The sequence below is a fragment of the Paenibacillus sp. FSL K6-4396 genome, from assembly GCF_038002525.1.
Lineage (GTDB): Bacteria > Bacillota > Bacilli > Paenibacillales > Paenibacillaceae > Paenibacillus > Paenibacillus amylolyticus_B.
This window is the reverse complement of sequence record NZ_JBBOCR010000001.1, coordinates 1,110,130-1,133,463: the sequence shown is the minus strand read 5'-3', so window position 1 is coordinate 1,133,463 and position 23,334 is coordinate 1,110,130. Positions and strand designations below refer to the sequence as shown.

The following is a 23,334-nucleotide window of genomic DNA, read 5'->3' as shown; positions in this document are numbered from 1 at the left end:
CATATGAACATTTAACCAATTCCGTGACTTTAGACGCATAAACAAACCGCAAAATTGAAAAAAACAGCGCAACCCTTTCCTGAATAGAAAAAGAATACGCTGCTGTTCTCTTGGATGTTAAGCCTGAAGATAATAGGTGTAGAGCACCTGAGTACCCTTCTCTTCCAGACCATTATTCGCTATTTCCTGATACAGGGATTCAGCCAGAGCCAAACCAGGCGTTTTCATGCCCATCGCTTTTGCAGACTCCAGTGCAATTACCATGTCTTTGATAAAATGTTTCACATAGAATCCAGGCTCATAATCGCCTGCGATCATGCGCGGACCGAGATTGCTGAGAGACCAGCTTCCGGCTGCACCGGTAGCAATGCTCTTCAGCACGGTCTCCGCGTCCAGACCAGACGTCTTGGCATAGGCGAGTGCTTCACACACGCCCATCATGCCAGAGGCAATGGCAATCTGGTTGCACATTTTGGTATGCTGCCCGGCTCCCGCCTTGCCTTGCAGCACAATGTTGGTGCCCATCTGCTCAAACAGCGGACGCACGGCTTCAAAGGCCTCCGAACTACCTCCAACCATAATGGACAGCTTCGCGTTCTGCGCTCCGATATCACCACCCGACACAGGCGCGTCCAGTGCATGCAGTCCTTTGGCTTCCGCAGCTTCAAAGATTCGTGCAGCCAGTAACGGACTTGAGGTCGTCATATCAATCAGATATGAACCCGGTTTGGCATTGGTCACGAGACCATCCTCACCGAGATAAATCTCCTCGACATCCTTCGGATACCCCACCATTGTGATGATGACATCACACGTGGCAGCCAGTTTGCCTGGTGTGTCATGCCATACGGCACCTTCCTTCACCAATGCTTCCGCTTTGGCAGCAGTTCGCGTGTACACATGCAGCGGATATCCCGCTTGCTGGATGTGCCCAGCCATGCTTTTACCCATCACGCCTGTACCAATAAAGCCAACTTTCGTCTCTCCAGGTGCCTTCGTTGTATTTGTCATCGCAGGTTTCCTCCCTATTTCTCTATGCTTCGCTCAGTGCTTGTCTTCGACATTGCTATATCTGTATGTTAAAGCTTTCTGCTTAGTCCGTCCATATCGGTTGCAACTTTCTGTGAAAAAATCTGAAAAAGGAATCAACTTCCTGTATGCTGTACAACCTAACGGAAACTTCCTTCATTGGAAAGGAGGATTCCCATGAGTCGTGAGAAAGGTCAAATTACCATCTGGTTGTCCTTTTCCATCATTTTATTAAGTGCCGGACTGGTCTGCCATGTCTTGTCCATTCCAGCTATTCTCGAAGCAGGCGGCAGAGACGGATGGTTGTCTGTCGTGGTGGCAGGACCTTTTTTCATGCTGTTTCTATGTATGATGTATATCATCATTCGGCGAGTACGTGGACAGCGATTAACAGATTGGATTACGCGAGAATTCGGGCCGATTCCTTCCTGGATCTTCCGGATCTCCGCTTCCATTCTACTGTTCACGCTTGGCACACATACGCTGTATGAGACAACTAACTGGACCGTCTCCACATATCTTCAATTCACGCCACCTTACGTTCTGGCTGGTGGCGGAGCACTGGTTGCCGCGTGGGCAGCGGCTAAAGGCATACGCTCCATTGCGATGACTTCCAGTCTGCTGCTGCCATTTGTAATTTTACTTGGTTATTTTGTAATGTCCGCCAATATGAAATACAAAGACTACAGTCTATTGTTCCCGATTATGGAGAACGGCATGGGTCCCGTATGGCGGGGCATGATCTACTCTCTTGCCGGGCTTATGGAAATCTGGATTCTTATGTTGTTCCAACATGAAGTCAAAGGCAAAATTCGTTGGTGGCATGTTTTGATCCTCGGCGTGTTTATGCTCAGTATGGCGATCGGTCCCACGATCGGAGCCATCGTCGAGTTTGGTCCAGAAGAAGCAGCAAAACAACGAAACAGTCCCTATGAGCAATGGAAACTTGTGAATATCGGCAAGCTGCTGCAACACGTTGATTTTTTGTCCATCTATCAATGGCTTAGTGGTTCCTTCGCAAGGGTCGCTATATCTATGTATCTCATCGTGGATCTGCTGAATTTCCGCAGACCGAAGAAACGATATATCGCGATTCTCACCATCACCGTCATCATGAGCTTTATGGCGATGCAATGGTGGCGCATTGATTACGTCGACTATTACGTAGATCATATTCAGTTCCCGGTCATGCTGGCCTATGTCTCAATCGTTACCGTGATATTAACCATTGCCGCATTAATCCACAAAAAGGACAAGGAGGCTCCCAAACGTGCCGATCTCAACCCAGCCCAAGAATAATCGTGAAGTTGAACCGTTCCGAATGAACGAGCATAACCTGAACACCTTTTTTGCGGGATCTGATGATGTCATCATCAATAGTCACATGTTCGGAGAACCTCCGATGCAACTCCTTATGACCTATTGCAGCGGTATGGTGGATAGTGAAGCGATCTACGATATTATTCTCCCGGAACTCAAACGAACATATGAAGATACACACTTTATCCGTACATCCGACATTGAAAAATGCATCAGCCTGGATTGGACCCGAATGGATCTGCAAGATCCGGCATTTGGAACAGAACTGATGTCTCTCCGTGTTTTTGAAGGCCATATGCTAATCTGTATACCATCTCTTCAAGCCATGTGGAGTATTGATATATCTAACATCCCTACTCGAACACCGGAGGAATCGACCACCGAAGTTTCGATCCGCGGGGCAAGAGATGGGTTCATTGAACCCCTTGCCGTCAATGTTGCCTTGATACGCACCCGTCTGCGTACGAACCAACTTGCCTGCAATATCGAACTGATCGGTACACGTTCTGCAACCAAGGTGGCATTGATGTATATCAAAAATATCGCCAATCCGGAGCTGATCGAAGACGTCCAGGATCGGTTGCGTAAGATTGAGATCGAACGAATCTTGACCGCCAATGAACTGGAAGAATTGCTGTCACCTTCGAAAATCACTTTGTTTCCCGTCACCCATTATACGGGCAGGCCTGACTTTGCTGCAGAATGTCTCCTGAACGGACGTTTTATCCTCATTGTCGACGGCAATCCCAGCGCCATTATTGGGCCAGTCAATCTGTTTCTTTTGCTCAAATCACCGGAAGATGCCAGCTTTCCCTTCTTAGCTGTCAACGTAGGGCGGATGCTGCGCTTTCTTGGCCTGATGATCACCGTGTTCCTGCCCGGATTCTATATTGCGCTGACTTCATTTCATATGGATCAGATTCCTTTCCCACTGGTTGCCACGATATCGGTAGGACGTATGGGACTGCCAATGGAATCGGGAGTGGAGATGTTTCTCATTATGCTGCTCATGGAGCTGTTCCGAGAGGCGGGGGTACGTCTACCAAGTGCCATCGGCCAGACATTAACTGTGGTTGGAGGTCTGATCATAGGGGATTCCGCCATTCGAGCCGGCATGGTCTCTCCCCTCATGATTGTCATCATCGCAGTTACCGTCGTAGCTGGAGCAACCATTGTGAATCAGGTTATGACCAGTTCTGTGCTGATCCTGCGCTTCCTTTGTTTTGTCCTGGGAGCTTCCCTCGGCATCTTTGGGTTCATCCTGTCGTTGATTCTGTTCCTCATCTACCTGACCGATCTCAAATCATTTGGCATTCCGTATCTCACGCCGTTAACACCGCTTCATTTTAAACAAGCGATAGCTTCATTATTCAAACTGCCAAAAGGGTTGGGTAAACGCAGACCCGTCTATCTTGAGACTCAAGAACCGCGTAAGAAAGGAAACGGAAGATGAAGCGTTTGTTGCGGAGATGTACGCTGGGTCTGTTAAGCCTATCGATGTGCGTGATGACAAGTGGATGCTGGAGTGCCTTTGAGATCCAACAGGTGGACTACGCCAAAGCCTTTGGCATTGATTACAAAGACGGGATGTATCACCTGTATGTACAAACGCTGGATTTTGCCAGTGTCGCCAAAAGTGAGAGTTCAACCAAAAGTGCAGATACGCCACCTGTATGGGTCGGACATGCCGAAGGGAAAACCATGAGTCTGGCGCTGAACGAACTGTTTCGTACAGCTCAATTACACATGGCTTGGGGGCATGTGACAGCCATCGTTATGGCGGAAGGTGTGCTCACCAGCAAACATATCAAAGAAGTGTTCGATATGCTGGGACGGTTCCCAGAATCCCGTTATACGACCTGGGTCTACGGAACCCGCGAACCACTGGAGAAAATTCTCAGTGCAACGTCCATCTATAATATGTCGCCCTTGGATAGCATTCTTCATAATCCGCTCCCGACTTATCTGGAAGAATCGTTGTATCCGCCCGTGCTTAGCTTCAAGCTCATTGCAACGCATAATGATCCGGCTACCACGACGTATCTGCCCAGTATTGCATTGAACAATTCCCAATGGGCCGAGAACGAGAAGAAAAAGGATTTATTTCTAATCGAGGGGGCCTTTTTCGAAAAGACAGGCGTTGACTTTGAATACCTTCCACGCAGTCAGCTTCCCGGTTATCACTGGCTGATCAAGGACATGCGGCGTGCTCCCTTGCTTGTGCAGAAGGATGGAACGATCTATGGGGCACTCAGTGTAGGTTTACCAAAGATTAAAATCAAGCCTGTCATTCAGGGTGAAGAGGTCAAGTTTAATATTGACGCCCAATACCTAACTGCCCTGTATGAATATCTGGTGCCCACCTCTTATGAGGAGATGATCCAGATTAGTGAAGTGAAGTTGCGGGAGCAGATTATGCAGACCTATCGTCACGGCCTTGAGCGTGGTGTGGATATTTACGGCCTTCAGGAGAAACTGTATCGCAAAAATCCGAAGCTCTGGCGTAAGTTATCAAACAATGGCAGCAAGATGATGCTTACCGAAGACTCGATCCAGGATCTGAAAATCCATCTCACCATCCCGTATACAGGAAAATATAAAAGAAAAGTGTAATATGACTCGAAACACCCCTTGCCCGTCTGATACGACGGATGAGGGGTGTTTGTGTTGATGAAGGATATATTTCGTTTGCAGTTCGGATTAGGTGGACCTAGGACTGCGAAGTTTCCATTCCATCAGCCAGCTTATAAATATGGAGAATGACAGACCAAACAGTAGAATCGGAACGTTATAAAACAAGGTGTTCGTGTACTGGTTCAGCCAACCAAAACGGTACACGGCCGAATCCGGATCATTCGTAAATCCATTGAGCTGGAGGCGTAGGTTATTGATGGTGTGTAGCTCCCAAGCGACAGACAACACACACAGCAAGAGAGCTGCAAAGGGTACACAGGCATGTATCTTCCCTCCCCAGCGCTGACGCTGATCATATAACCACCATTTGGACAAATTTGTCGTCCAGATACAGAGAATGAGAAAGGTCAGAAGAGATGGAGCTAACACCAGAAGGCCCAGGTTACCGTTACCAGATACCCCTCTACCCGGCTCATGCTGGAAGGTTAATCCACGTACAGCACCGATCATGAGTACGTTCCAGATGAGGAAAATGAGGTAAGGCTTGTTGATCCTTTTTAGGTAATTCATATTTTACCTCCTAAGCCTCGCTATCGAGAGATGAATAGATGATGTGACCTTTGTTGTCCAACCCTTTGATATCCCATATCATCTCATGAATCGGCTGCTGGGTTACCGCATACCACAACCTGCGGCTAGATTGATCGGAAGAAGATTCAACGATCGCCGCTTCCAACTGTGCAGATGCCCGATCTGGTTCGTAACGAATATGTATCTGGGTAATGTCAGCATCGTAGAGATAACCGTATATAATATAGATCATTTTGCCTTTAGACTTCTGGTATCCTGATATCTGAGAAGAAAGCGGCTCGGCCGGATTATCATGCAGACCACCGCCTATTTTGGTTAGTTCGGAGAACCACATCTTTTGCTGGATCAAAGCAGGAGTCAGGTTATTCGTAGTGAGATCTTGATATAAAACCACTTGTGTTCGCGGTTCAAAAGTTGTAATAAGCTTCACCTGTTCTGGGAAAATACCTTTTTCACTTAAGATGGTATCGATGTCCTGCGGACCACAAGAGCGTATCAAAAACAGAGCGAGGAACAAGAACAACACGTACGTTAGCCGTTTACGGTTGCGTGTCTTGGGCATAGAATAATATCTCCTTACATTTGAATCTGTATAAACAATTAATTATCGTAGAAATGGTATGTCAGATAGTGCTGACCCAAGGTAATCTACCAGCATCCATGCAACGATCCATAACAATGGCAACTGCATGATCCAATAAGGAAAAATGTATCTTTTCTCATGATAAGAAACCCATCCCGAAACCAAAGCCCCAATAACACAGAGTGGGTATGACATTAGTATGTCTCCCTGCAGACGACTTGCAACCTGATACTCAGAAGGAGTGGGTGCAGCGAGCGACATTCCCATGGCAAATGCGATCAACGGCCAGATCAGTAATGTCAGACCATATATTAAGGTGAAAATCATGATGTACAAAAAACTTCTTTCTTTACTTCTTATACCTTTGCTCGAAAATCGAACTCTCTCCCATGCGTTCATTTTATAAAAAAAAGCGCGCAACGTCCTCCTACTCTCAATTAACTTTCACTTCTCACCATCCTTCTTATAATAATCCATTACCCGCAACCGAGTAGTCAGGATTAATGTCTGAGGAATGAGCACGAAGACAATATACATCAGTACAATTAACCACAAATGTGCGGCAAAATTCTCCGCACCGAATGATGGTTCCGGGCGCTCAATCCAATACCACCAACACGGGATGGCAATAAACCATGTCAGTCCCGTTGAGAGGAACATGTCTTTTACATCACTCCATAGAAAGCAGAACAGCGCGACAAACAAAATGGGACCTGTCCAAGAATCCAATATTGGTCCCCAGCTCTGAAAGACAAAGATGATGGCAGGATAAAGAAGGTTGATGGTCCAGCGCCAGATGTTATTAGTATAAAGATTCATTATTTTTCACCTCGCTACTTACCGTTGCAATTTCACGTGAAAATACAGGCTACAAAAATTTGCGAAGATATGTACTCTCGATTTTAAAAGGTTATTCAATTACATACTGAGAATGAAATGAAGAGAAGAAGCATGATTTTGGATATTATAGCTCATACTACCTTCAGGAAAATTATCGAAGGAGTGACAGCATGAGGTTAAAAAGTATCATCGCCGTTGGAGCCGTGTTAACCTGCTCAACTCTGTTATGGGGCTGTGGTAATGGCACTGCGAATAATGCTTCCCAGCAACAGAATGACACCGTTCGCTCGGAGAGTTGGAGCGATCCCAAACGACTGGAAGCTTCCCATCTTGAGGCGCTTGAGCGTATGGAGAAAGATCATATCCACCGGATGGTTTCGCTTAGTGCAAGTACAGATGGAGGCAAAGTGATGACCATGCTTGAACGGTCGAGCCAAAAGCTGGAGGAGATGAGACCGCTCGCTGAAATGCTCCAGCATGAAGGACATCCCGTATTATTACAGCGAATTCAGGAGATGTCAGGTGATATCCAAGGTTCCAAATCGGTCATTGCTGAGATGAAAAAATTGCCTCAGGACGGTAAAATTAAGATCCAGTCTGAAAATTCCGATTCTTTACATCACATCAGCAGCTTCCGTGATTACCACCAGTATATCCAGGGACAAGTGCAATCTTTAGACAGTAAATCTAAACAAATGTCCCACTAATCTAAAATAGTTCAGAGAATCGTTATAGTCGGAATGTTACTATCCGATGATTAGCGGTTCTTTTTATTAATATCATAATGTTATAACCCTTCGCTAGAGCTTCATTCCACCCACAACGACACCCAGATGAACATGCTAAATAACAAAACCGGCGCAAGTGCTCCTGTAGCTAATATGATCCAAAGTGTCGCGGGCTTGATTCTTTGGCAGTATGCATCGATCTTACGCATTCGATCTTTGCGCCACTTGGCGAACCTTAGCTGTTTAATCATCCGATTGAGAACGATTTTCCGCTGCTCACCCTCTTCGAATTCATCGATCGCACGCCGCAACTCCTCGTATAATTGAGTCTCTTCCTGCGCAGCCACTGTAGGTGTAATCATCTGATCCTTCCTCCCATGAGAACATTATTGAGATACAGCCTCTCACCTAATCGAACCATCATCAATACGCCTGTATTCTAGTCACTACCAACCTAACTAAACCACTACTTAAATAACACATTACAGACCTTAAAAGTTTGAAGTTTTTCAAAAAATGAACAGGCCAAAAAGCCCGAGCTTAGCCCGGACTTCGTAGAATCATGTTAGAACTATTTATCTGAGTGCTTTTAGCCTGCGTTAGCGATTAATGCATTCAGACATACTGCACCCTGTGCACGCACATTAACAACAATAATTGGCGTGTCCAACATGTCGTGCATCCAGGACATATACTCTTCCACTTTTTCGTTTGGAAGAATTGTAAGAATAACCCCTGCGAATCCACCACCATGAATACGACAAGCGCCGTCACCCAGGTTTTGCAGATAATTCTCGGTCAGTGCCAGCGCGATGCCAATCTCTTGCTCCTTCACAGCACCACTCTGATATACATTCTGCAGCCACTTCCATGACGAGTTACCGGATGCGGTAATCAGTTTCAGGAAATCAGCAAAACGTCCATCTCGCAACGCCTGAACCTCACCATCGACACGATTATTTTCCTCCAGGAAATGAAGCGCGCGCAGCACGGCACGATCCCCAGCCGCTTCACGAACCTTCTTGAGATTGGCGTAGATTGCGTCTGCCGTAATTTCCCGAACATACTCACTGCCCAGCGCCTGAGCAATCGCTCTCATCTCATTGGGCACAGCCGCGTAATCTTCCGTCAGATCGGCGTGGTTGCCACCTGTATTCACAATAACCAATGAATAACCATTCTGTTGGAAATCCCACTGAACTGGCTCGATAACTGGCTGTGCAGGATTTTCAAAATCAATGGCAATCAGTCCGCCATACGCACAAGCCATCTGATCCAGCAGACCGGAAGGTTTATTCCAATAATGGTTCTCTGCATACTGACCGATTTTGGCCAAAGTCACAACATCCATTGTTCCATCATTATAGAAGTGATTCAAAATCGTACAGATCAGCATCTCGAATGACGCCGAGGAACTCACCCCAGATGCCGAGAACACGTTACTTGAGAGGTACGCCTGGAAGCCGCCTACCTTATATCCGAATTCCCCAAATCCCGCAGCCATACCGCGAATCAATGCTGTTGTGCCATCGTCCTCCGTATTTGGCGTGAGGTCCGTGAGATCGATTACATATTTCTTGTCATACCCTTCTGAGTAAAAGGTAATAACCGACTCCGCAGTTGGTGCTGCCACTGCAATCGTATCCAGCGTAATGCTGCCCGCCAGCACTTTACCATGGTTATGATCTGTGTGATTGCCGCCAATCTCACTGCGTCCTGACGCGCTGAACAGTTTGCTTCCTTCTTGTGCGCCAAAGTACTCTTCGAACGTGGCGTTCAACTTCGTGTAACGTGCAGTCTGTTCCGCTACTTGTGATTCTCCATACATTTGGGCAAGTAACGCTTGGCCCTCCGTGGATTGGATCAGATTCAATGGTTGTGTCGTCATTAATAATCCTCCTATGGATGTGCAGCTTTTATTTTTGGGCTGTTGGTGAACATCGTTATCGCATCTGTTTCATGCTTTATTCCTCTCCCATTATCTCAGCTTCACAGCGGAAAAGGTAGGGTAGAATTGAAAGTTTGTAAGCGTTTTGTGAAGTTATTTAATGTAAAAATAGGATTGAAATCCATTTTGCAATAACTTACATTGTTATTAAGTGAAAACACATTATTTCCCAATCTTATTATAGCTATGCTTTACATCTTATTGGTGGAGGGAACGATGAAAATTAAGTCGAACTATAACAAGCTATTCGGTGCATTTTCGCTTACATTTTTGGGTGATGGACTTACGCTAGCTGCCGTTCCCTGGCTCATTTCAACACTTACAAGCGATACGCTGTATGCCTCTGTCACCATGACGGCACTTCGTTTACCATGGCTTCTCTTCAGTCTGCCCGTGGGTGTTCTCATCGACCGGTACTCACGCAAACATATGCTGATTGGGGCTGGTTTTACACGAATGATTCTTCTGCTTGCTCTGACGTTATGTATCTGGGGAGGATGGGTGAGCATTCCGATTCTGGCTCTGTTCATGTTCGGGATCGGGCTTAGCCGGGTCGTATTCGACAGTACGGTGCAGACGGCCATCCCTCAACTGGTAGATGAGAGTAAGTTGGAGAAAGCGAATGGGCAGTTCACCGCTGGACAGTTAATCACAAGTGATATTCTGGGCGTTGCGCTGGGAGGGTTCATCATCACCCTGCATATTGTTTTTCCTTTTGCCATAGACGCCGTAACGGCTGTTATTGCTCTGCTCTTTTTAATCAGTATGAAGGGAAACTTTTACCCGGGGGATACCGAAACAACCAGGAAGGAAGTTCGCCCGATGAATAATTGGAAACGCGAGATGTGGTCCGGTATTCAATATGTCTATCATGATCGTTTTCTCCGCGGATTAGCCATTCTGTCTGTCACCATTACGCTGATGTATTCCATCATTCTGTCTACTCAGATCTTCTTTGTACGAGACGTGCTTCAGTTGGATGCTTTTGCATTCGGTATACTCATCTCCATCGCAACGATCGGCAGCATTGTAGGAAGCCAGGCTGTTGCATATATGCGCAAGAAATGGAGTACAAAACAATTAATTATCTCCTCCATTCTGTGCATGGGAATCATCTACGGTGTGGTTGGTCTTACTACTAATGCGTACTTGGTAGGTGGCCTGTATTTCTGTGCTGCATTTTTCATCATCGTCTACAATGTTACCCGTTCCTCCATCCTGCAGCGTTCCGTTCCTAATGAGATGCTCGGCCGGGTTGGAAGTGTGTTTCGCTTTCTGTCCTTTGGCATTAGTGCTATTGGTACGCTTCTCGGCGGATTATTGGTGCGGGTTAGTGAAACGACGTTCGATCGTGTATTCTCGCTGCAACTCCCTTATCTCTTGTTAAGCCTAATCTATATCCTGTCTGCGCTGGTATTTACCATGAAGATGAAGAGTCATTCAGAGAACCAGCAGCGCAACATCAACGCTTGACTGTTACGTTAGGTCATACTTGATAATGATCTCAAGCGAATAAAAAGGAGAGATCAGGTATGAAGATTACCGCGTTACGTTCAGATCAAATCTATGAGGAGATCATCCAGGCTGCACCCGATGAAAAATTGGAGTTATACCGCGAGCGAATGATGAGTCCTTTTATGAACAAATGGAACATTCAACAGATCCCGTTTCAATCTCAAGAGCCTAATGGCTTCGACGTGATCATGATGAATAATTTGTTGAACATCGCTCCCACAGATATCACATCTGAGATTAACGAATCGTTAGCAGCGATTTCGTCTGAAGCATTTTGGCAACAGTGTCATGAAGCTGTTCATACGAGTCTATCCACCTTTATAGAGCACGGGATTGAGCTATCGGTCTCCGAATATCTATATACGATTTTATTGGGTGATAAGAATAGCCCTTCACTGACCATGAACGAAGGTATCAGCGGAGACGGTGGAATCCCAGGTTACATTATTGCGAACCTAATCCCGAATAGATATACTCTACCTCGTATGCAATCCGTGTTAGCCCATGAATGCAATCATAATGTGAGGTACCAATATATCCAGTGGAATCCACAGATTACACTTGGGGAAATGGTTGTTAGCGAGGGGTTGGCTGAGAGCTTTGCGACGTCCCTGTATGGAGCAGAGTGGCTAGGCCCTTGGGTAGCCAAAACGGATATGGAGACTTTGAACAACGTAATCAAGCCGCAAATGAAAGATCAGCTGCATGTCACCGGTTTTGACCAGATTAATCCGTATCTATACGGCGATGAACTTGCCACAATGCAAAACTTCACGCCCGTAGGTATGCCCTATGCGGCTGGCTATGCCTGCGGTTATCACCTAATCCAATATTATCTGAACAAAACAGGTACACCAATCACTGAAGCAACCATCACTCCGGCAAGTGTCATCCTTGCTGAAACAAAGGACTTTTGGAATGAAGACACCCTATTTCACCGTTAAAGATATTATTCAGATCACAGGCATCACCAAACGCGCATTACACTATTACGATAAAACGGATCTCTTGAAACCTAGCAAAGTCGAGGACAATGGCTATCGGTATTACGATCAAGAGGCACTCGGGAAACTGCAGATGATTCTATTGTTCAAAGAAATGAATTTCTCATTAAAAGACATTGCAGCTATGATGCAGCTCTCCAAAGATGAACAGAAAGATATTTTAAGAGAGCATCGCAGTACACTGGTTCAACGCAAACAAAAGCTCGAAACCATCATCGACCAGTTGGACGAGTATGTAGATGGAACGGATATCTCTCATCTTCATCTGTTTGACGACTCTTCCATTCTGTCTATTCAAGAACAATATGAATCCGAGGCGAAGTTTGTATATGGAGACACCGAGAAATATCAGGAATTTGAAGCCAATGTGAACCAACTGTCTGCGGAAGAGCAAGAAAAAGCCTACCAGCAGTTTTCGGTTAATATGGAGCAGGTATTTCGGGAGTTGGCGAAGCATCAGGATCTATCTCCTGATTCTGGTGAGGTGCAAGTATTAGTGGGTGAATGGAAGAGTTGTCTGGAGCAGTTTATGGTCTGTGATGCTGAGATTCTGAGATGTATTGCGGAGGCCTATACGACGGATCGTCGCTATGCGGGTTATTTTCATCATTTTGGTGATCAAGGATTTTTGAGGTTTTTGTATCAAGCGATTATGGTTTATGTGGAGAGTAAAGAAGTATAGTCTCTTCGAATCGCCTCATGCTGCTCTTCGCCCCGCTCCACATAGACATCGGCATGCGATAATCAGTTTCTCAATCCCTGTTGCCGTCTTCTCATTCCATTCCCATAGCGCAAGTTTACCTTTGTCCGAAAAGTCTTTCCGTTTCCGGTACTCTTTCTCCGTCAGGTACGTATGGAAGAACCTTATCATCTCCCCCGGTGTGATCGGGTCCATCCAGTTGGCTTCACCTCGCTCCAGCATGTACAGCAGCAAGATCATCTTATAGCCGTTTGCGGCTTAGCCCCTGAAGCAGGTTCACCACCTGGGTCTCCATAAGTCAAAAAAGATTGACTCCAGAGTTCAGAGTCAATCTTTTGTTAAAAATGGGAAACTAAACTCTTTTTAAAGTGTTATATACTAATAAGTAACAATTCCAAATTAAGGTTTGTAATTCTGTTGAGTGTAGATGTGAATGAAATAAGGAACAATTGCTCCGGCTGCTTGAGCTTTAGCGCCTTCATTGTTTGCAATAGTAATTATGTTGTTCGGGAAGCTGCTTGGTACAGTCTTATCTTGAAAATCATACTTATCATACGTATGAATATATACTTTCCAGCTTCCACTCACTTTTTCAGCTGCCCAACTAACAGTAACTTTACCGAGAGCTAGATAAAAATCCAAACCCGCGTTTCCAGCGCTTGTAGCCACACTGGAATCACCAGAAACAAATGTTTTCCCAGCAGCATTTGCATTATCAATCGCTTTGGCAATAGGTATCGAAACTGTAGTGTAAGCTGAAGTTAGTGACCATGCATTTGAACGACTGCTACCTGCAGCATAATCGAGTGCTGAAGGAGAATCCTGAAGCGAATTTCTAAGAGCTTGTCCTGCAAAAGGGCAAGAGAAAGAGCCTAGTGATAGCGCTACCAAATTAAAATCAGAACGATACTGTGCTTTTGTTTTTTCTGCTGCCGCTGCAAAATTCAATTGATCATTGGCATTTGTAGAAGACTGGAATTGTTGAACTTCTTCCAAAAATTTGGCCTCAGCCTCTTGTTGGGCCTGAGCTTTTAAAGCAGATATATTGTTGCTTTTAATACTCTTCAAGACCGTCTTTGCCTCATCGTCATATCTTATATTCCAAGTCGATAAATCTGCTTCTTCTTTCAATTGTTCATTATTTACAGTACCATCTGTCCAGGCATTATTTACCCCATTCGTGATAGGAGTTGATGCTTCGACTGAGAGGGAATCTGCATAAGTAGTATTACTAGAAATAGCATAAGGCATAAATGCTGCAGACAGTAACGAGAACGCAAGTATTGGTTTTAGTAGCTTACTAGAATTATTCATTTCACTTCTCCTTCTCTATATGTTATTTATTTACATGTATGATATTATCATATATAAGATATTTTGTAAATTTAATTCATAATAGAAAGGTTGTTTTCCATGAAAAAATTAATTGCAAAGTTAGCTTCTATACTAGGTTACGGGCTTTTAACTGCCCTTTTTATTTTCTTTCTTATAGCACTAATTGCCATTATCATTCTGGCTATCTATGAATTTAAAAACTAATATCTCAATCAAGTAATCGACAAAAACTATAAGTGGCAATAAAGCTTATATACTACCAGCTTCATTGCCACTTATAGTTTATAAAACATCTTCAATTAATCTAACCGCAAGAGATTACCATTCTCCCCGCTCAAAATACGCATGCAACCGATACTGACACATCTCCTTCGTCCAACGATACAGTAACGCCTTGTCCGCCGCATCCTTCACCTGCACATTCAGCGAGAACAGTCCATCCTCGAATCGTGTCATGCTGCCCTTCGCCCCACTCCACATGACATCGGCATGTCGATAATCAGTTTCTCAATCCGTGTCCATACTTCGCCACAGCCGTGTCTCAATTCGTGGATCAACCTCACAAAGTGCCCGCAAACCTTCGGGCTGTGTGATATACAGATAGTCTCCCGCGAGCATCCGCACTTCTGCCCCACGCTCAGCCGCCCGCTTTAAGTGCGGGGCCAGCAGTTTCACCCCGGACTGCATAATAAAGGACGTCATAATATAAATCCCGGATGCATACTGCATCCGGGCAATCAGTTTGTCTGCCAAGTTATCTGTAATGAGTTTAACGTTAAGCTTCGTCGACATCGATCAGATACACTCTCTCCTGAAATCCACCACGCGCCTCGGCTTTGTCTGCCCGAAGCTTATCCAGCTGTGCCGCATTCGCTCTATGCACCTCCGCCAGCGCCCGGATGACCTCCAGCATGTCGGCTAGTTCTTCTAGTGCTTCCTGATCGCTTCCTGCACTCATGTATTCTTCCGATTCTTCTTGCAGCTTTGTTCTTAGTTCTTGCTTATATTCCTCCGGGTCCAGAATGCGTGTAGGGTTCATTGTATGAAAGTATCTTCTCAAGGTACTCATCAATTTGCCAGCCATGTGCGATAACGGCCTCTAGGATCGTAATGCACTCTGGAACTGGTTGTTAAGGCAAAAGTAACAGCCCAAAACGGTACAGTTGTAACGGGTGAGAAATTTTATGATTATAAGCAAAAGTCCGAAATAAACATCCAAAAAGTTCTAAAGGGTGATTCTGCTTTACTCAACCAAAAAGTCACACTCTATCAAATGAGTGGTGAAGATAAAAATGTTGTAGTCAAATATCATGGAACAACTCCTCTTGTTGAAAATGATAGTGTAATTCTCTATTTAAAGAAAATTGGCGACAATGGGTATATTCCAATCAATGAGGATGTGAGTATTTTTAAAGTGGGAACTAATGAGCAGCTTATAAATTTACAAAGTCTTAAGATCATCTCTGAATTGACACTTATAGAGGAATCTACACATTAAAATGATGGAATGAATACAGCGGCCTTAATTGGCCGCTGTATTCATTCCATCCATCTTTACTGCTCTATAGTAAGTCTCATTATCTTTTACTGCAATATAATCGTCTGTCTCTACATTTTTTACTTTAAATAATTTTGTCCCTTTTTTATACTTGTTGGAGAACAGATTCGGTAATTTATTACTTTCATTTGTAGAGTATTTTTTAATTGTTCCAATTTCGATTTCCACATCAGTTGTAGTAACAGTTTCAGTTGTCACCTTGTAAATCCCATTCTCCCAAGTTACGACATCAAATGCCCAACTTTGAAGTTCATTATGACCTGAGTTTGAGCATGCCACAAGTAACAACATTGAAGTCAGAATGAATACAAAAGTCCTTCTCATAAAAAAACCTCCCACTACAAATGTTGTTATCTCATAATCCGGAAAATTCGAACAGCAAGAATTTAAAGCACGAATATGTACATAATATTACCAATAATGTTTTTTTATTGTCCACGCCAAACTATGTAATTCATCATGAAATTCTGTTAATTATCATTTATGTCAGAAGTATAGTCGTAGGAAAGTTAAAAATACTTGGAAGAAGCGCCTGCAAAGCGGCGGTAGCCCGTAACCAGATGTCATATACTTTACCTTAATCCATCTAAAAAACGTTCTGTCTTTGATTACGATAAGCTCTACATGTAAAAAGTATTTGCTGATTCATCAGAATACTTTGATTATGCTGAAATGCGATAGAATAAATAAAGATCTGCAACTTCAGGAACAAAATTATAGATTTCACGGCTTGGATACTTTCAACTGAAGGGATCGGTTGATTTTGTAAAGTAGTCGATTGGATTGAGGATATAAAAATAGCCCATGACTACTCCCTATAGGAGTTGAAATAGGCTTATTTTTTTATTATTCCTCAATGGATTGAATCGCATATTCTATATCCTGCTCCATATCCAGATCAGGATACTTCTTTTGCAATTGAAGAAGACAATCTATAAATGCTCGACTTTGAAATTCAGAAGATAGATCTTCAAATATCTCACTCAGCCAATATAAATCTTCTTCTCCGCATTGATTTAGAAATGATATGGCACTCTGCTCATTCTCTTTTAGAATGTCTACCATCTCATTCCATATCGTTTGAATAGCAGGATCGTCGGGGTGTAAATCTTTTCTCTTCTTTATTAATGAGATAACTTTTTCACTGTAGTCTACCATGTCTTACTCTCCTCACGGTGGTCTTGAATTATCTAGAGTAATCGTTCCAATCTGACCATCGTTGTTGATCACTCCCACTCTAACATCGTTATAGTTTCCAAACATCCATTCGCTATCACCTTTAACTCTATTCTCAGGCAGATTTGCTATATGCTCACCTGACTTTTTGATATCTTCCGATGTCCACTCCTTAGGGAACCATGCTTGGCCCTCTCCACTTCTCTTTGCTTTATTTTTGTGGTTCGGTATATTACCAACTCGTACACCGTTTGCATATTCTTTAATAATGTTAAATGTGATTTTATTCAAAGTACCTTTTCTTGCATTATTCTATTGTCCCCGCTCAAAATACGCATGCAAACGATACTGACAAATCTCCTTCGTCCAGCGATATAACACCGCCTGTTCCTCGGCATCCTTCACCTGCACATTCAGCGAGAACAGTCCATCCTCGAATCGTGTCATGCTGCCCTTCGCCCCACTCCACTTGGACATGGGCATTTCAATTATCAACTTCTCAATCTCCGTTGCCGTCTTCTCATTCCATTCCCATAGCGCAAGTTTACCTTTGTCCGAAAAGTCCTTCCGTTTCCGGTACTCCTTCTCCGTCAGATACGTATGGAAAAACCTTGCCATCTCACTCGGGGTGATTGGGTCCATCCAGTGCGCTTCGCCCCGCTCCAGCATGTACAGCAGCACGATCATTTTGTAGCTTTTGTTCATGACCGTCTTCTCCACATCACGCAGCCACGCCTCATGCCGAACGTCTACCTCTCCCTCAGCAGGGGACAGCAGTTCCGCCCAATAGAGAAATCCAACATAGGAGCCAAATTCGTTCCGGTACCCGATACTCTTCGAACGTCCTATCAGATGCAGCTCCAGATACGTCGGAATACGCCCCAACTCTCGTTTCACATCCAGAAAATCCTGATGCAGCTTCTCGCGGCGCGGCAGCCGTTTGCGGCTTAGCTCCTGAAGCAGGTTCACTACCTTCGTCTCCAGATGAATTCCACAGTTAGCCGGAACTTCCGGCACAGCCGAATCCGGGTCTTTCGCGGTTCCTTCCAGCTCCCCACGCACATCCAGCAGACTCAGTTTCACATCCGCATTTCGGTAGTTCCCGATCAGGTCGATAATGACACAATGTGATTTGCCTTCCGCCAGCCGTAGGCCGCGCCCTACCTGCTGGGTGAACACGGTGAGTGACTCCGTTGGACGCACAAAGAGTAGCGTGTCCACACGCGGAATATCTGTCCCCTCATTAAACAGATCCACCGTCAACACAACCTCCAGCTCACCCGCATCAAGCTGGCGAATGGCTTCCTCCCGCGACATCTCCGATGTGCGCGAATGCAGACTGAGCACCTTCACGTCTTGACTGCGAAAATACGCAGCCAAATAGTCCGCCTGACGGATCGACGAGCAAAAGCCAATTGTTCTCGTCTGCTTGTGCCGCCGCCAGGCTTCACAGATGGTCTCCACATGCTCCTCTTGCAACTGAACAGCCATGAGCTGTTCTTCATCATACTTCGTCCCGATCCAGCGAATCTGCGAGTAGTCCGTATCGTCGAATACCCCGTAATATTGAAATGGCGCCAGCCATCCTCGCCGGATCGCTTCGATAAAATGCATCTGGTACGCCACATTCCCATCACAGAGCGCATACACATCTTTGCCATCCAGTCGATCTGGGGTCGCCGTAATGCCCAGAAGGAACTTCGGCTGAAAATGCTCAATCACCGACATATATGTCTTCGCCGCCGCATGATGGAATTCGTCCACCACGATCAGATCAAATGCATCCACCGCAAAACCATCCCGGTGCTTCTGCATACTCAGCGTAAAGATCGAAGCATACACACAGTCTGCCGTTCCATCTTTATACTGCCCGTTGTAAATCCCATGAGTACGATCCGGCATGATCCGTTGAAAGGACTTCTTCGCCTGGAACAGAATCTCTTCCCGATGCGCCACAAACAACACCCGCTGGAACCGCTGCGCGAAGAAACCCGCCAGATACGTTTTGCCAAGCCCTGTCGCCATGACGACCATCGCTTTGTCGTACTGCTCCTCCATCGTGCCATGGAGTGCTTCAAGCGCATCCAACTGCGCCAAACGCGGCTGGATCGGCACAAGCGACAGCTCGGCGGCTTCTTCCTCTTTGTCCTCAGGTAGACCTGTGCCAAATTCCGCTTCTTCCATCTCCGTGATGCGCTGGATCATCTCCGGGTTCTTCTGGTGATACTTTCGGTACTCTTCTTCATACAGCGCAATCGAATCCGGGTTCACCGGCAGGGTTGTCTCGTGGTAGAAGCTCTGCATGAACTTATCCAAAGCCGACTGGAACGTATACGGCTCCGCCTCCGCATTCATCGCCAGATTCCATTCATATCCCGTCCTCGGCGCCGTGAACGAAAAGTTTGACGAGCCGACAATCAGTAGTCCCTCCCCGTTGTCATGATCGAACAGATACGCTTTCGGGTGAAAAGAAGTGCCCATACTTCGCCACAGCCGTGTCTCAATTCGTGGATCAACCTCACAAAGTGCCCGCAAACCTTCGGGCTGTGTGATATACAGATAGTCTCCCGCGAGCATCCGCACTTCTGCCCCACGTTCTGCTGCCCGTTTCAAATGCGGAGCAAGCAGCTTCACACCAGACTGCATAATAAAGGACGTCATAATATAAATCCCGGATGCATGCTGCATCCGGGCAATCAGTTCGTCTGCCAAGTTATCTGTAATGAGTTTAACGTTAAGCTTCGTCGACATCGATCAGATACACTCTCTCCTGAAATCCACCGCGTGCCTCAGCCTTATCCGCCCGTAGCTTATCCAGTTGCGCCGCATTGGCTCCATGCACCTCCGCCAGCGCCCGGATGACCTCCAGCATGTCGGCTAGTTCTTCCAGTGCTTCCTGATCGGTTCCTGCACTCATGTACTCATCTGATTCTTCTCGCAGCTTTGTTCTTAGTTCTTGCTTATATTCCTCTGGGTCCAGAATGCGTGTGCGGCACTCCTTCCCACTGGTTGTGATAATATGTGGAATCTTGTCCCGCACCAATTTGTTGTATGTAGGCATGTGGTATAACATCCTTTCTGCTTTGGAGGTTTTCCAGCTTTGCGCCAGAATCTCCCTTTTTGCCATTATACCATTTGCTATGGGGAGGGATGGGTGGATTTTGTAAAGTGGTTGGATTGGAATGAGGAGTTAAAAATAGCCCATGACTACTCGTATTCGAGTTGAAATGGGCGTTCGGTAATTCGTAATGTCTAATTTTTCTGCATCAAACTCTGGTTCAGAAGGATTCTAAGCCAACAGTTTTGAGACAATCACATTCGTATCCATCATTTCTATATCAATCTCGACCAAGCAAGTGTCATCATCCATAGCTGGTTCATGACCGATTCTAACCTTCTCAATTGCATACTTGTTCTTAATATCAAGAATATACTCTATTAACTTGTGAGCTTTTAACGTTGTCTCTGAATTTTCTCCGCTGAACAACTCCTCTTCAGGAAAATTCATAACGATATCTCCAGATTCCTCATCGAATGAAAATACAATCATCACGTCATTAAAGGCATGACCTAGGTTAAGCTGAGACAATAATATATTCCCCGTTCCCTTAGGAGAAAGAATCTCTTCAAGGCTCTCTATTTGCTGAAATTCATTATCCTTTTCACTACGGTTATCATAAAAGTGAGAACTTTTGACCTGATCCACCTGAATGTTCAAATCATTCTTAATGAATCGATCCAGATTATTTTTGTTAAAATCAATTAAAATGATTTCTAAACTTTGCACAATACAAACCCTCTTACATCAGGTAATTCTTCATATCACATTAATTCGGTATTGTAGGCGGATGTAGTTGCTTATGTTCCAACCCAAACCATTGCTCAATATGATTACATAACAATGGAATGTCTTGAATGGCTTGCTCACAGATTTCTTTATATGAATCTTGAAGCACTTCCTCAAGTTCCAAATTCACTTGATATGCCTCAGTTTGTTTAGCATGGTGCACATCTGCTGGCTCAATGACATAATTTTGATTTTTGGTTAAAGGACTTACATAGATCATCCACTCAAGGTTTCCCTTAAAGTGCTGAATACAATGCTTTAATTCCTCGTAAAGCTGATCAGCGTTATGGAATCTAAAATAGAAACCCGCAGGATTCTCATATATCCGATTCGAATTATACATCTCTGTTCTATTCCATTCATACGAACCTAATTTGGCCAAGGTATACGCCATAAGTTCCGGTGCAGACACCTCTTCCTTGCTTTTTAGATAAATACTTTTTGACACGATACCCACCTCACTTGAGAGTACGAATCATGGGCTGTTGATTTTATGTCTCATAATTACTCAAATCGAATCGGGATTCACATAACACCATTCGGAATGAATTGTAGTTTTCAGAATTTTCTCCAGATCAGATAAGGTATATATCCAGTCTTCCTCGATCCATATAACCATCTGTGGCTGTCTCATAAGAAAATGATATAGAAAGGTTAGAGTAACCTCTTCATTTTGATAAACTTCATCTAAAATCAGCGTGTTAAAATATACTCTCCCATCATCTCTCCATTCCAATTCTCTATATTGATATTGAACAGGTTCATCATATACATCGACTCTGATGTTATTCTTTTGCTCACTATGGCCCAACTCTTCTTTGTCTGAATGAGTAATTCCCAAGGAGCAATGTTTCATGTTCAGTTCTGAATCCGTATTTTCAACTCCAAAAACTAAAGTTAATTTTGCTTCCAGACAAGCTTCTTGTATATCCTGGATCAAACGCGCAATGGGAATATTACTATTTTCTTCTACTAAAACAAAAGCAGATGCCATTACTTCAGTACCTCCCTTAATTCTTCTAACGAGTTAACCACTTTGACACCCTTACTCTTTATATATTCGATTTTCTCAGATGCAATTCGACCCGTATTTTCTAGTGGCGCGTCTATATATAAAATAACTTCCTTCTTCTTGTAATTGAAAAACTCTTTATTATTTGTATCCACTAATCTATCTATTTGGTCTGTTTTCACTGCTCCCGCTGACTTTTTCACTTCAATAATTTGTGAGTTCGTTACAACATCCAAATCCGTAACTCTTAATTTATTATCTGCATTTTTAATTTCCACCCCAAATCCAGTTACCCCGACATGCCGATCTACAAATTCACCAACTTTTCCTTCAACAACTTTCCCTGTGTCTCGGCTATGTTTTGCAGCTTCTATAGCATTGGTAATATTTTTGGGATTGTGCTCTACCCAAACGATTTTGTTTCCAGCTTGGTTAGCATACTCCACTTCTAAACCTTTGTTCGTTTTGCTGACCATTGGGTTATCGTGCAATATTTTGCTTTGAAGGTGATTAGGCGTTACTTTTCTGTCTTTCGGTAATCCTAATCCTTCTTTCGGAACCTTATACCCCTTATTATACGTTCCTGTAAAAGCCAACACGAGCTTAGCAGTCTGTAAACCTCCTATAGAAACTGCTGCTTGCCATGCTGGTATGGAATCTCCAGTTACGGGATGATGATTTTCCTTAAATGCGCTGATCTGTTCATCATATATATCTCCACCACCAGACTCCGGTTGCTTCGGTCCAGCTCTCATTTCTTCATAGGTGCCACCCTGTTCCCAATACTTAACAAACTCCTTTTGCCCTGGCATACCATCCTCCGCTTCACTTGCGGGCATGTTAACTCCAAACAAAGGATTATATACCATTCGTCTTTGTTCTTCTGTGTTACCTATATTATGATTCATCATTGTGTGGGCAGCAATCTGCCCAGCAACGGCTCCCAAGCTCACCTGTTCCTGATCTGCTTGTTCGAATCTCTCGGCAATCGCGAACAGATCTTGGGATGACTTAACCATACTTTCCAGTGCTCGATCAAGTACTGAACGTGACTGCTGAAAATCATAGAAAAACTGTTCCTGCGTTGCTCCCGCCCACTGAGACTGGATGAATCCGATCCGTGCGGTCAGGTCATTACGTATACCCTCCAACTGCTGCCTGCCCTGCTCGATCTGTCTGGATACATGCAGCAGTTGCTCTGGTGTCACTTTAATTGTACTCATATCATTCTCCGCGTTTGAAATAGGATTTTACCATGTTAGCAGAAGCTTGATGTATATATATCCTTCTAACATCCTGATTTTTCATTTCCCACCATAACAATATTTCCAACAACGTACTTCATAGGTCCTAATTCAAAGGAAATCTTCTTAATCTCTTGATTTAATAGAAAATAATTAACAAACACACCAACGGGCACAAAGTCAACAATGCCGCTGTAAAACTAATCTGTGTCGCGACTCGCCCTCCGGTAAACTCTTGCCGTGAAAAGAACATCCAGATCGAGAGGTACG

The 23,334-nt window shown here is 44.4% G+C and carries 29 protein-coding genes; 8 read left to right on the top strand and 21 right to left on the bottom strand.

Annotation, left to right across the window (positions count from 1 at the left end; translation table 11 throughout):
• Window positions 1–117: 117 nt before the first annotated feature.
• Entirely contained in the window at window positions 118–1,011 is an 894-nt protein-coding gene (locus tag MHB85_RS05045) for an NAD(P)-dependent oxidoreductase (protein ID WP_341072544.1), read from the bottom strand.
• Between the two features lie 195 nt (window positions 1,012–1,206).
• Here MHB85_RS05045 and MHB85_RS05040 point away from each other — a divergent pair, with 195 nt between their 5' ends.
• Genes MHB85_RS05040 through MHB85_RS05030 form a run of 3 tightly spaced genes read left to right on the top strand, consistent with a single transcriptional unit; the run spans window position 1,207 to window position 4,962 of the window.
• Entirely contained in the window at window positions 1,207–2,328 is a 1,122-nt protein-coding gene (locus MHB85_RS05040) for a GerAB/ArcD/ProY family transporter (RefSeq protein WP_192132750.1), read from the top strand.
• On the top strand, window positions 2,300–3,802 hold the full coding sequence (locus MHB85_RS05035) for a spore germination protein (protein ID WP_256975096.1): 1,503 nt from the start codon (window positions 2,300–2,302) through the stop codon (window positions 3,800–3,802). The genes MHB85_RS05040 and MHB85_RS05035 overlap by 29 nt, the downstream gene beginning before the upstream one ends.
• A complete protein-coding gene (locus MHB85_RS05030; protein ID WP_091015819.1) occupies window positions 3,799–4,962 on the top strand; it encodes a Ger(x)C family spore germination protein in 1,164 nt (387 codons plus the stop codon). Before MHB85_RS05035 ends, MHB85_RS05030 begins: the two co-directional genes overlap by 4 nt.
• Before the next feature lie 87 nt (window positions 4,963–5,049).
• Here MHB85_RS05030 and MHB85_RS05025 read toward each other — a convergent pair whose 3' ends face one another.
• The 4 genes from MHB85_RS05025 to MHB85_RS05010 form a co-directional block, all read right to left on the bottom strand.
• Window positions 5,050–5,553 (bottom strand): hypothetical protein, encoded by a 504-nt coding sequence (locus tag MHB85_RS05025; protein ID WP_192132746.1) that lies wholly within the window; start codon window positions 5,551–5,553, stop codon window positions 5,050–5,052.
• 10 nt (window positions 5,554–5,563) lie between these two features.
• The gene (locus MHB85_RS05020; RefSeq protein ID WP_192132744.1) at window positions 5,564–6,136 is read right to left on the bottom strand and encodes a hypothetical protein; all 573 of its coding nucleotides are present in this window, start codon (window positions 6,134–6,136) and stop codon (window positions 5,564–5,566) included.
• 42 nt (window positions 6,137–6,178) lie between these two features.
• The gene (locus MHB85_RS05015; RefSeq protein WP_192132742.1) at window positions 6,179–6,484 is read right to left on the bottom strand and encodes a hypothetical protein; all 306 of its coding nucleotides are present in this window, start codon (window positions 6,482–6,484) and stop codon (window positions 6,179–6,181) included.
• A 117-nt stretch (window positions 6,485–6,601) separates the two neighbouring features.
• Complete coding sequence (locus MHB85_RS05010) at window positions 6,602–6,976, bottom strand: hypothetical protein (protein ID WP_192132740.1); 375 nt, start codon at window positions 6,974–6,976, stop codon at window positions 6,602–6,604.
• 191 nt (window positions 6,977–7,167) lie between these two features.
• Here MHB85_RS05010 and MHB85_RS05005 point away from each other — a divergent pair, with 191 nt between their 5' ends.
• Window positions 7,168–7,704, top strand: coding sequence for a hypothetical protein (locus MHB85_RS05005; protein WP_192132738.1), 537 nt, complete (start codon window positions 7,168–7,170; stop codon window positions 7,702–7,704).
• Between the two features lie 101 nt (window positions 7,705–7,805).
• Here the strand turns inward: MHB85_RS05005 and MHB85_RS05000 are convergent, their stop codons facing one another.
• Both MHB85_RS05000 and MHB85_RS04995 read right to left on the bottom strand, forming a co-directional pair.
• Window positions 7,806–8,087, bottom strand: coding sequence for a hypothetical protein (locus MHB85_RS05000; protein WP_192132736.1), 282 nt, complete (start codon window positions 8,085–8,087; stop codon window positions 7,806–7,808).
• A 227-nt stretch (window positions 8,088–8,314) separates the two neighbouring features.
• Window positions 8,315–9,613, bottom strand: coding sequence for a galactokinase (locus MHB85_RS04995; protein ID WP_192132734.1), 1,299 nt, complete (start codon window positions 9,611–9,613; stop codon window positions 8,315–8,317).
• A 276-nt stretch (window positions 9,614–9,889) separates the two neighbouring features.
• Between MHB85_RS04995 and MHB85_RS04990 the strand changes: the two genes are divergently transcribed.
• Genes MHB85_RS04990 through MHB85_RS04980 form a run of 3 tightly spaced genes read left to right on the top strand, consistent with a single transcriptional unit; the run spans window position 9,890 to window position 12,874 of the window.
• Entirely contained in the window at window positions 9,890–11,146 is a 1,257-nt protein-coding gene (locus MHB85_RS04990) for an MFS transporter (RefSeq protein WP_192132732.1), read from the top strand.
• Between the two features lie 59 nt (window positions 11,147–11,205).
• A complete protein-coding gene (locus MHB85_RS04985) occupies window positions 11,206–12,132 on the top strand; it encodes a DUF2268 domain-containing protein (RefSeq protein ID WP_341072542.1) in 927 nt (308 codons plus the stop codon).
• Window positions 12,107–12,874 (top strand): MerR family transcriptional regulator, encoded by a 768-nt coding sequence (locus MHB85_RS04980; protein ID WP_341072541.1) that lies wholly within the window; start codon window positions 12,107–12,109, stop codon window positions 12,872–12,874. The genes MHB85_RS04985 and MHB85_RS04980 overlap by 26 nt, the downstream gene beginning before the upstream one ends.
• A gap of 15 nt (window positions 12,875–12,889) precedes the next feature.
• On the opposite strand, the gene MHB85_RS04975 is transcribed toward MHB85_RS04980, so the two are convergent.
• From MHB85_RS04975 to MHB85_RS04955, 5 genes are all read right to left on the bottom strand, one after another.
• A complete protein-coding gene (locus MHB85_RS04975) occupies window positions 12,890–13,132 on the bottom strand; it encodes a hypothetical protein (protein WP_341072540.1) in 243 nt (80 codons plus the stop codon).
• 159 nt (window positions 13,133–13,291) lie between these two features.
• On the bottom strand, window positions 13,292–14,206 hold the full coding sequence (locus MHB85_RS04970; RefSeq protein ID WP_341072539.1) for a hypothetical protein: 915 nt from the start codon (window positions 14,204–14,206) through the stop codon (window positions 13,292–13,294).
• Between the two features lie 339 nt (window positions 14,207–14,545).
• Complete coding sequence (locus MHB85_RS04965) at window positions 14,546–14,683, bottom strand: hypothetical protein (RefSeq protein WP_341072537.1); 138 nt, start codon at window positions 14,681–14,683, stop codon at window positions 14,546–14,548.
• Between the two features lie 51 nt (window positions 14,684–14,734).
• Window positions 14,735–15,019 carry a hypothetical protein gene (locus tag MHB85_RS04960; protein ID WP_341072536.1) on the bottom strand — a complete coding sequence of 95 codons (285 nt, stop codon included), beginning with the start codon at window positions 15,017–15,019 and terminating at the stop codon, window positions 14,735–14,737.
• Window positions 15,003–15,311, bottom strand: coding sequence for a nucleoside triphosphate pyrophosphohydrolase (locus MHB85_RS04955; RefSeq protein ID WP_341072535.1), 309 nt, complete (start codon window positions 15,309–15,311; stop codon window positions 15,003–15,005). Before MHB85_RS04955 ends, MHB85_RS04960 begins: the two co-directional genes overlap by 17 nt.
• 189 nt (window positions 15,312–15,500) lie before the next feature.
• On the opposite strand from MHB85_RS04955, the gene MHB85_RS04950 reads away from it, so the two are divergent.
• Window positions 15,501–15,725 (top strand): hypothetical protein, encoded by a 225-nt coding sequence (locus MHB85_RS04950; RefSeq protein WP_341072534.1) that lies wholly within the window; start codon window positions 15,501–15,503, stop codon window positions 15,723–15,725.
• Window positions 15,726–15,749: 24 nt separating this feature from the next.
• Here MHB85_RS04950 and MHB85_RS04945 read toward each other — a convergent pair whose 3' ends face one another.
• The 9 genes from MHB85_RS04945 to MHB85_RS04905 all read right to left on the bottom strand — a co-directional run bounded on the left by MHB85_RS04945 (window position 15,750) and on the right by MHB85_RS04905 (window position 23,043).
• The gene (locus tag MHB85_RS04945) at window positions 15,750–16,109 is read right to left on the bottom strand and encodes a hypothetical protein (RefSeq protein ID WP_017690437.1); all 360 of its coding nucleotides are present in this window, start codon (window positions 16,107–16,109) and stop codon (window positions 15,750–15,752) included.
• A gap of 522 nt (window positions 16,110–16,631) precedes the next feature.
• Window positions 16,632–16,943, bottom strand: a complete 312-nt coding sequence (locus MHB85_RS04940; RefSeq protein WP_339189563.1) for a hypothetical protein — start codon at window positions 16,941–16,943, stop codon at window positions 16,632–16,634.
• A gap of 12 nt (window positions 16,944–16,955) precedes the next feature.
• Window positions 16,956–17,252 (bottom strand): EndoU domain-containing protein, encoded by a 297-nt coding sequence (locus tag MHB85_RS04935; protein WP_341072531.1) that lies wholly within the window; start codon window positions 17,250–17,252, stop codon window positions 16,956–16,958.
• Between the two features lie 21 nt (window positions 17,253–17,273).
• Window positions 17,274–19,712, bottom strand: coding sequence for a DEAD/DEAH box helicase family protein (locus tag MHB85_RS04930; protein ID WP_341072530.1), 2,439 nt, complete (start codon window positions 19,710–19,712; stop codon window positions 17,274–17,276).
• Window positions 19,696–20,022, bottom strand: a complete 327-nt coding sequence (locus MHB85_RS04925) for a nucleoside triphosphate pyrophosphohydrolase (RefSeq protein WP_341072529.1) — start codon at window positions 20,020–20,022, stop codon at window positions 19,696–19,698. Before MHB85_RS04925 ends, MHB85_RS04930 begins: the two co-directional genes overlap by 17 nt.
• Before the next feature lie 228 nt (window positions 20,023–20,250).
• Window positions 20,251–20,748: a hypothetical protein gene (locus tag MHB85_RS04920; protein ID WP_341072528.1), complete on the bottom strand. Its 498-nt coding sequence runs from the start codon at window positions 20,746–20,748 to the stop codon at window positions 20,251–20,253.
• 40 nt (window positions 20,749–20,788) lie between these two features.
• Window positions 20,789–21,256: a hypothetical protein gene (locus MHB85_RS04915; RefSeq protein ID WP_341072527.1), complete on the bottom strand. Its 468-nt coding sequence runs from the start codon at window positions 21,254–21,256 to the stop codon at window positions 20,789–20,791.
• 60 nt (window positions 21,257–21,316) lie between these two features.
• Window positions 21,317–21,802 carry a hypothetical protein gene (locus MHB85_RS04910; protein ID WP_341072526.1) on the bottom strand — a complete coding sequence of 162 codons (486 nt, stop codon included), beginning with the start codon at window positions 21,800–21,802 and terminating at the stop codon, window positions 21,317–21,319.
• Window positions 21,802–23,043 carry a WXG100 family type VII secretion target gene (locus MHB85_RS04905; protein ID WP_341072524.1) on the bottom strand — a complete coding sequence of 414 codons (1,242 nt, stop codon included), beginning with the start codon at window positions 23,041–23,043 and terminating at the stop codon, window positions 21,802–21,804. The genes MHB85_RS04910 and MHB85_RS04905 overlap by 1 nt, the downstream gene beginning before the upstream one ends.
• Between the last annotated feature and the right edge of the window lie 291 nt (window positions 23,044–23,334).

Bases quoted from the DNA above. Each gene is read 5' to 3' on its own strand.
- MHB85_RS05045 (WP_341072544.1), bottom strand. From the start codon at position 1,011: ATGACAAATACAACGAAGGCACCTGGAGAGACGAAAGTTGGCTTTATT.
- MHB85_RS05040 (WP_192132750.1), top strand. From the start codon at position 1,207: ATGAGTCGTGAGAAAGGTCAAATTACCATCTGGTTGTCCTTTTCCATC.
- MHB85_RS05030 (WP_091015819.1), top strand. From the start codon at position 3,799: ATGAAGCGTTTGTTGCGGAGATGTACGCTGGGTCTGTTAAGCCTATCG.
- MHB85_RS05025 (WP_192132746.1), bottom strand. From the start codon at position 5,553: ATGAATTACCTAAAAAGGATCAACAAGCCTTACCTCATTTTCCTCATC.
- MHB85_RS05020 (WP_192132744.1), bottom strand. From the start codon at position 6,136: ATGCCCAAGACACGCAACCGTAAACGGCTAACGTACGTGTTGTTCTTG.
- MHB85_RS05015 (WP_192132742.1), bottom strand. From the start codon at position 6,484: ATGATTTTCACCTTAATATATGGTCTGACATTACTGATCTGGCCGTTG.
- MHB85_RS05010 (WP_192132740.1), bottom strand. From the start codon at position 6,976: ATGAATCTTTATACTAATAACATCTGGCGCTGGACCATCAACCTTCTT.
- MHB85_RS05005 (WP_192132738.1), top strand. From the start codon at position 7,168: ATGAGGTTAAAAAGTATCATCGCCGTTGGAGCCGTGTTAACCTGCTCA.
- MHB85_RS05000 (WP_192132736.1), bottom strand. From the start codon at position 8,087: ATGATTACACCTACAGTGGCTGCGCAGGAAGAGACTCAATTATACGAG.
- MHB85_RS04995 (WP_192132734.1), bottom strand. From the start codon at position 9,613: ATGACGACACAACCATTGAATCTGATCCAATCCACGGAGGGCCAAGCG.
- MHB85_RS04990 (WP_192132732.1), top strand. From the start codon at position 9,890: ATGAAAATTAAGTCGAACTATAACAAGCTATTCGGTGCATTTTCGCTT.
- MHB85_RS04985 (WP_341072542.1), top strand. From the start codon at position 11,206: ATGAAGATTACCGCGTTACGTTCAGATCAAATCTATGAGGAGATCATC.
- MHB85_RS04980 (WP_341072541.1), top strand. From the start codon at position 12,107: ATGAAGACACCCTATTTCACCGTTAAAGATATTATTCAGATCACAGGC.
- MHB85_RS04975 (WP_341072540.1), bottom strand. From the start codon at position 13,132: ATGATCTTGCTGCTGTACATGCTGGAGCGAGGTGAAGCCAACTGGATG.
- MHB85_RS04970 (WP_341072539.1), bottom strand. From the start codon at position 14,206: ATGAATAATTCTAGTAAGCTACTAAAACCAATACTTGCGTTCTCGTTA.
- MHB85_RS04965 (WP_341072537.1), bottom strand. From the start codon at position 14,683: ATGACACGATTCGAGGATGGACTGTTCTCGCTGAATGTGCAGGTGAAG.
- MHB85_RS04960 (WP_341072536.1), bottom strand. From the start codon at position 15,019: ATGTCGACGAAGCTTAACGTTAAACTCATTACAGATAACTTGGCAGAC.
- MHB85_RS04955 (WP_341072535.1), bottom strand. From the start codon at position 15,311: ATGGCTGGCAAATTGATGAGTACCTTGAGAAGATACTTTCATACAATG.
- MHB85_RS04950 (WP_341072534.1), top strand. From the start codon at position 15,501: ATGAGTGGTGAAGATAAAAATGTTGTAGTCAAATATCATGGAACAACT.
- MHB85_RS04945 (WP_017690437.1), bottom strand. From the start codon at position 16,109: ATGAGAAGGACTTTTGTATTCATTCTGACTTCAATGTTGTTACTTGTG.
- MHB85_RS04940 (WP_339189563.1), bottom strand. From the start codon at position 16,943: ATGGTAGACTACAGTGAAAAAGTTATCTCATTAATAAAGAAGAGAAAA.
- MHB85_RS04930 (WP_341072530.1), bottom strand. From the start codon at position 19,712: ATGTCGACGAAGCTTAACGTTAAACTCATTACAGATAACTTGGCAGAC.
- MHB85_RS04925 (WP_341072529.1), bottom strand. From the start codon at position 20,022: ATGCCTACATACAACAAATTGGTGCGGGACAAGATTCCACATATTATC.
- MHB85_RS04910 (WP_341072526.1), bottom strand. From the start codon at position 21,802: ATGGCATCTGCTTTTGTTTTAGTAGAAGAAAATAGTAATATTCCCATT.
- MHB85_RS04905 (WP_341072524.1), bottom strand. From the start codon at position 23,043: ATGAGTACAATTAAAGTGACACCAGAGCAACTGCTGCATGTATCCAGA.